Here is a 6,486-nt window from a genome sequence, read left to right as displayed (position 1 = left end):
TAAAGTATTGTTTTTAAAGGTTTTTATGCTGAGTTTTACATGAACATAAAATTTAAAAATCATGAAGAATAGAATTTCTCAAAACTTAAAATTAAACAAAAAATCGATTTCTAAATTACAGAATACTATTCTTGGAGGCGCTAGAGCTGCTAGTTCAGTTACAGTTGATAAAAGCAAAGTAGAATCTTGTATGATGTCATGTGTAAATTACTCAGATCACTGTGAGAAATAATGTTTGTTATAAGCCTTAATACATAACAAACATACACTTGAAAGAGTCAATCTGCAGATTGGCTCTTTTTTTATGGAAAAACCGTAACGTTTTGATTTTTAGCACACTTAACTTTAAGTATAACCAAAACGATACTGTCATGAAAAAAAAGAATCTAACATCTTTAGCATTAAACAAACGAAAAATTAGTCAATTACAAGAACAAAGTGGCGGCGCTCAAGATAATGGAACAGATCAAATTACCATGAGTACGTGTACTTGTATTACATGTTTACCTTTTAATTGCCCTGGTGGCTCTATAACATGTCCGCCGAAACCAACAGATTTGTGCACAATTGATTGTACAATTGATTGTTCAATATTTACCTGTCCAATTCCAACAGGTAATGACGTGCCTTAATTTTCTATAAAAAAACGTATTAAACCAGCAAAGAAAACAATAAAACGTTATTGAATCTCTTAGTTGTCTAGCTGATTTTTTTGTGCTAAAGAAAATGGCTGCATAATATTTTTATTTTTTTGGGTAATATTATGATTTATTTACAACTATAAGCTATTAACCATAAAACTTTATATTATGAAAAAAAAGAGTCTAAAATCTCTGAAGCTTAACAAAGTTTCAATTTCGCTTTTTGGAGGTGCCTTACCAGGTACTCCTTCTAATCAAGCTGGCTCACCAGACAAAGAACATGAATGGTTTACCGACGGTCCAGAAAGAGTTTGTGAAACGTTCCAATCATTTTGTAGTTTTACAACTAGTTGATGATCTAAGCGGACTTCTGTCCGCTTTTATTTTTTAAATCCATCAAAACCCAAAATTAATTGGGTTTAATGCGTTCGATTTTTTACATTTGTGCTCTATAAAAAATTTCGTAAAATGAACTTACACGAATACCAAGGAAAAGAAATATTAGCAAGTTTTGGCGTACGCATTCAAAGAGGAAAAGTAGCTGCTACACCTGCAGAAGCTGTTGAAGCTGCAAAGCAATTGACAGAAGAAACGGGAACAGGATGGCATGTGATTAAAGCACAGGTTCATGCTGGTGGACGTGGAAAAGGCGGCGGAGTGAAACTTGCAAAGAATCTTCAAGAAGTAGAAGATATCGCAGGACAAATCATCGGAATGGATTTGGTAACACCTCAAACTTCTGCGGAAGGAAAGCGTGTACATCAAGTTTTAATTACAGAAGATGTATACTATCCTGGTGAGAGTGAAACAAGCGAATTTTATATGTCTGTATTGTTAAATAGAGCTACCGGACGTAACATGATTATGTATTCTACTGAAGGTGGAATGGATATTGAAACGGTTGCTGAAGAAACGCCACATTTAATATTTACAGAAGAAGTTGATCCTGCACAAGGATTATTAGGATTTCAAGCAAGAAGAGTGGCTTTCAACTTAGGATTAAGTGGATTGGCATTTAAAGAAATGACAAAATTCGTTTCTTCATTATACAAAGCATACGTATCAGCCGATGCATCATTATTTGAAATCAATCCTGTATTGAAAACTTCAGATAACAAAATTATGGCAGTTGATGCAAAAGTAACGTTAGACGAAAATGCATTATTCCGTCACAAAGATTACGCTGCTATGCGCGATTTACGTGAGGAAAATCCAATTGAAGTTGAAGCGAAAGAAGTTGGTTTAAACTATGTTGATCTTGACGGAAACGTGGGTTGTATGGTAAACGGAGCTGGATTGGCAATGGCAACAATGGATTTAATTAAGATGGCTGGTGGAGAACCTGCTAACTTTTTAGATGTTGGTGGAACTGCAGATGCAAAACGTGTAGAAGAAGCATTCAGAATTATCTTAAAAGATGACAATGTAAAAGCAATTTTAATCAATATTTTTGGTGGAATTGTTCGTTGCGATCGTGTTGCACAAGGTGTTGTTGATGCATACAAAAGCATGGGAGATGCAATTCAAGTGCCAATCATTGTTCGTTTACAAGGAACAAACGCAGATATTGCTAAGGAATTAATTGATAACTCTGGATTGGATGTACAATCTGCAGTAGAATTCCAAGAAGCTGCTGATAAAGTGCAAGCAGTTTTAGCATAAACTTTTAGTTATAAACTAGTATTCAATTTATATAGAAAAGACCTTTCTCGCTTGTGAGAAAGGTCTTTTTATGTGTAAACTATACGTTATTTTAATTTCCAGTCGTATTTAGTGAATTGATTTGTAAACGATGTTGAAACACTATGTATTGTAATCACATTGTTTTCCTTTTCGAGAATTAGCATGCAATTTTCAGGTAAAATTCCAGAAGCTGTAAACTCTAACTCTTTTACTTTGATCGATTCTGTAATTCCATTTTGATCTAATGCTTTGCTATATGACTTTCCGGTGTGACCGAAAAAATGATAGCGAAACGGAATATTATCTAAAACGGATCTAATTTCCTTAGAACCATAACCAGCTTCTCCCGTATTATCTGAATCATGCGTAATTAATAGATCAAACAAGTCTTTTGATTTGAATAACTTTTTGATTTGATCGTATTCGTATTGTTGTATAAATCTTTTTTCTTGCCTGTTTTTACGATCTCCAATTCTTCCCAAGCCAACATAAGATAGTTGATCAGTATCTTTATGGAAACGTTGAATTTCTCCCGATTTACAAACCCAAACATAGTTGTATATGTCAATTGGAAACATGGAACCTTGTGCGTGTTTTTTTTCTAAATCATCTAAAAAGTCATGATCTTCATGATTTCCTCGTACACAAACCATTTTAATATTTAGTTGCTTTAAAAATGTATCAATCTCTTTATGATACTGACTAAAATCATCATAAAAACCCAATTCATCACGATCGTTTTTCGCATGTCTAATTGTTGCCTTATCAAGATTGTCTAAGTTTGGATAGGCACCAATATCTCCACACTGAATAATTAGATCAATTTCTATATTAAATTGTTTTTGATACTCAGCTACCAGCTTAAATGGAAGTAAAAGCTTGCCATGAATATCTGAGAAAATAGCAATGCGTATCATTGAAGTTTGGATTCGTTGTAATTTTTACGAACCTACGCATATTTTGAGTAACACCAAATTTTTTATTGATGGGGAAGTTCATTGCTATTCACTATTTCCGCCACGCTGTCACATCAATTTACAGTAAAAATGTCATTTTGTCATTATTTGAATGTATAAAACTGTCAAAATGACGCATTTTCGCACTTGGAATCCTTTTTGTCATATACAACTCGTATTTGAATAACAAACTGAACAAAACAAAAATTAAACTTTTAAAAACAAATAAGATGAACATAGTAAAAAGAAAAAACGCAGATTTCCCTTCAATTTTTGACGAATTATTTCAAACAGATTGGTTTGGTGGAATGACAAATCCAGCGACAGCGACAAAAGGAAATATTCCAGCAACAAATATTAAAGAAACTACAGATAATTTTGTATTGGAAGTAGCTGCACCAGGAAAAGTAAAAGAAGATTTTAAGCTTTCATTGGATCATAATGTATTGACAATTAGCACAGAAGACAAGAAAGAAGAAGCTACAAAAGAAGAGAACTATTCGCGCAAAGAATTTAGCTTTTCAGCGTTTACACGTTCTTTTAAATTACCACAAACGGTAAACAAAGAAGAAATTAACGCAACATATACAAACGGAATTTTACATGTTTCTTTACCAAAACGCGAAGAAGATAAAGTAAAACCAAAACGTTTGATCGAAATATCATAATATTATTTAGGATTGGTTAGTTAATGGAAAAAAGGTTCGTCAAGAAATTGGCGAGCCTTTTTTATTTCCAGATCAATATTCCATAATAGATATTTCTGATTCTAATCCTCCTGTGATTTGAGAAGTGTTGGTAATTTGGAATTCTTCTAATTTTTCTAACATAATGAATGGTTTAAGAGTTAATGAACTAACAAATTACAAAATAATAACGAATACGCATTCACTTTTGTTATTTATGAAGCGGTAAAATTTTTCCAAAGGAGAAAGAAAAATTACGTCTTCTTCACATATTTTGTAATAATTACAATGTGTTGCCCGTTTAAGCGACCTTCTATATGTTCGGCATTGTCATGCGTTAGTGTAATGTTTCTCACTGCCGATCCGCGTTTAGCAACAAATCCAGCACCTTTTACATTCAAATCTTTAATTAAAACCACACTATCGCCAGCTTGCAATTGTACACCATTTACATCTAAATGTTTGATGGCATTTTCTTTATCTTCTGCTTCTCCTGTGGCTGCTGCCCAATTAAGATCATCTTCATCTAAATACATCATATCCAACAAGTCTTGTGGCCAGCCTTCTTTTTTAAGTCGATGCAACATGCGCCAAGCAACAATTTGAACGGCTTTTACTTCGCTCCACATACTATCATTCAAACAACGCCAATGATTTGGATTCATTGTATCCGCATCTTCAATTTGAGAAATACAGGTTTCACAGGCATAAATAGATTTTTCTAATTTATGATCGTGATTTGGTGGCACGTGATAAATCGCTAATTTTTCAGTCGCACTACACAATTCACATGCGTTTCCACTACGTTTTTGGATATTTCTTTCGATGCTCATGTACGTATTTTATAATTTGAAACAAAAGTATAGGTTTCGTTTAAATATAAAAGAAGATTTTATAATTTCTATTAATTATAAATTCGAATGATTTCGCCAGTTTGTCTTCCGTCCACACTTTTACGATAACCATTGATGACTTTTTGCATCGGAATTGCATTGTGACCAGGGAAATAAGCATCGTATTTTTCTGCGGCATCTTCAACCATTCCGGCAGAAACTACATTCACACGAATTTTCCCATCGAGTTCTAAAATTACAGCTTTTACAAAACTATGAATGGCGCCATTTACCATAGCAGCACTTGTGGTCATTGGTACAGGTTCGTCGGCCAAAATTCCAGTAGTTAAAGTAATTGATCCGCCTTTGGTTAGGTAGTTTTGCCCAATACGCACCAAATTCACTTGTCCCATCAGCTTACTTTTAAAGCCAATATAATATTCTTCTTCGGTAAGTTCTTGAAACGGTTTCCATTTGGCTTCTCCTGCGGCACAAATAACGGCGTCTATTATCCCTACTTTTTCAAACATAGCTTGGATACTTTCGCTATTGCTGATATCAACAGTAACATCGCCAGTTGTGCGTCCGGCAACAAGTACTTCGTGGTTTTGCTTGAAATATCCCGTAAGTTTTTTACCGATCGTTCCGTTTCCGCCAATGATGAGTATTTTCATAAGTGATGAATTGAAGGCTTTTAAAGATCTTTTACTTTCGGTCTTTTCGTTTCGAAGTTACTGGCGTAGATTTTGGTTTATTTTCTTTTTTCGGCATCGGACCGCGCAAGTGAATCACCAAACCATTCAAGAAATTACGCAATATTTGATCGCCACAATTCTTATATTTCGGATGATCTTCGTTTCGGAAAAACGCACCCAATTCACTTTTGGTGATTCTGAAATCTACCAATTCTAATATTTTTACAATATCGTCATCGCGGAGCTTCAAAGCCACACGAAGTTTCTTAAAAATGTCGTTATTTGTTAATGCCATACGGCAAAGATACTCAAAAAGCGGAAAGTAGTTGGTTTAAAAATGGGCATAAAAAAAAGTCTACCAATTGATAGACTTTTTACTTCATTAAGGAATAATATATATAATATTAAATCACTTTCACGTCAACTGCGTTTAAACCTTTGCGTCCTTCTGTTAATTCGAATTCTACTTCGTCACCTTCGCGAACTTCATCGATTAATCCTGAAATGTGCACAAAATGTTCTTTGTTTGAACCTTCTTCTGTAATAAAACCAAATCCTTTGGCGTCATTGAAGAATTTTACTGTTCCTCTACTCATTGTAATAAATTTTAATAATTATTTTAATTGATACAAAGATAATACCTAATTGCATGCGCCCAACCAATTTTTTAATTTTTTCTAATTGGTTACAATAATTTAATATTGGTTTTTTAAAGTTTATCGCTGTAACCTGCGTTAATTATGGGTTTTCTACTGTTTTTATGAAGCTAATAAAAACACGTACTTCTACCTGTTTTGTAGTTTCCGAAATACTACGCTTTGCAGTTTTGTAGTATTATCTTACTTTTATACTAAGTGATATGAAGAATAATTAGTTCTTTATAAAACCACTTTATGCAGCGATCTAAAATTTTGTTTCGTATATATAATTGTTGAAAAAACGCAAGAGAGGACGTAATATTTGCCGTTACAGATTTTCTTGCGTTTTGTTAA

Annotated in this window: 10 protein-coding genes; 5 read left to right on the top strand and 5 right to left on the bottom strand. The window is 33.6% G+C overall.

The features are described 5' to 3' along the window. Positions 1-61: 61 nt before the first annotated feature. The 4 genes from AB8B65_RS07620 (at position 62) to sucC (ending at position 2,303) form a co-directional block, all read left to right on the top strand. Positions 62-232, top strand: a complete 171-nt coding sequence (locus tag AB8B65_RS07620) for a hypothetical protein (RefSeq protein WP_405300290.1) — start codon at positions 62-64, stop codon at positions 230-232. Between the two features lie 139 nt (positions 233-371). Continuing rightward, positions 372-632, top strand: coding sequence for a hypothetical protein (locus tag AB8B65_RS07615; RefSeq protein WP_405300289.1), 261 nt, complete (start codon positions 372-374; stop codon positions 630-632). Between the two features lie 177 nt (positions 633-809). Next, the gene (locus AB8B65_RS07610; RefSeq protein ID WP_405300288.1) at positions 810-995 is read left to right on the top strand and encodes a hypothetical protein; all 186 of its coding nucleotides are present in this window, start codon (positions 810-812) and stop codon (positions 993-995) included. A gap of 114 nt (positions 996-1,109) precedes the next feature. After that, entirely contained in the window at positions 1,110-2,303 is a 1,194-nt protein-coding gene (gene sucC, locus AB8B65_RS07605; protein ID WP_405300286.1) for an ADP-forming succinate--CoA ligase subunit beta, read from the top strand. Between the two features lie 86 nt (positions 2,304-2,389). Here the strand turns inward: sucC and AB8B65_RS07600 are convergent, their stop codons facing one another. After that, the gene (locus tag AB8B65_RS07600) at positions 2,390-3,241 is read right to left on the bottom strand and encodes a metallophosphoesterase (protein WP_405300285.1); all 852 of its coding nucleotides are present in this window, start codon (positions 3,239-3,241) and stop codon (positions 2,390-2,392) included. A gap of 269 nt (positions 3,242-3,510) precedes the next feature. Here AB8B65_RS07600 and AB8B65_RS07595 point away from each other — a divergent pair, with 269 nt between their 5' ends. Continuing rightward, the gene (locus tag AB8B65_RS07595; RefSeq protein WP_405300284.1) at positions 3,511-3,948 is read left to right on the top strand and encodes an Hsp20/alpha crystallin family protein; all 438 of its coding nucleotides are present in this window, start codon (positions 3,511-3,513) and stop codon (positions 3,946-3,948) included. Between the two features lie 272 nt (positions 3,949-4,220). Here AB8B65_RS07595 and AB8B65_RS07590 read toward each other — a convergent pair whose 3' ends face one another. From AB8B65_RS07590 to AB8B65_RS07575, 4 genes are all read right to left on the bottom strand, one after another. Then, positions 4,221-4,799, bottom strand: a complete 579-nt coding sequence (locus tag AB8B65_RS07590; protein ID WP_405300283.1) for a PhnA domain-containing protein — start codon at positions 4,797-4,799, stop codon at positions 4,221-4,223. Between the two features lie 71 nt (positions 4,800-4,870). Further along, positions 4,871-5,473: a short chain dehydrogenase gene (locus tag AB8B65_RS07585; protein WP_405300282.1), complete on the bottom strand. Its 603-nt coding sequence runs from the start codon at positions 5,471-5,473 to the stop codon at positions 4,871-4,873. Between the two features lie 31 nt (positions 5,474-5,504). Beyond that, the gene (locus AB8B65_RS07580; RefSeq protein WP_405300281.1) at positions 5,505-5,789 is read right to left on the bottom strand and encodes a DUF1456 family protein; all 285 of its coding nucleotides are present in this window, start codon (positions 5,787-5,789) and stop codon (positions 5,505-5,507) included. Positions 5,790-5,898: 109 nt separating this feature from the next. Further along, positions 5,899-6,090, bottom strand: coding sequence for a cold-shock protein (locus tag AB8B65_RS07575; RefSeq protein WP_405300280.1), 192 nt, complete (start codon positions 6,088-6,090; stop codon positions 5,899-5,901). Positions 6,091-6,486 lie beyond the last annotated feature (396 nt).

Origin of the sequence: Kordia sp. (assembly GCF_045105435.1) — a bacterium.
Taxonomy (GTDB): domain Bacteria; phylum Bacteroidota; class Bacteroidia; order Flavobacteriales; family Flavobacteriaceae; genus Kordia.
Note: the sequence above shows the minus strand (reverse complement) of the source record. Positions and strands in the feature narration are given on the sequence as shown.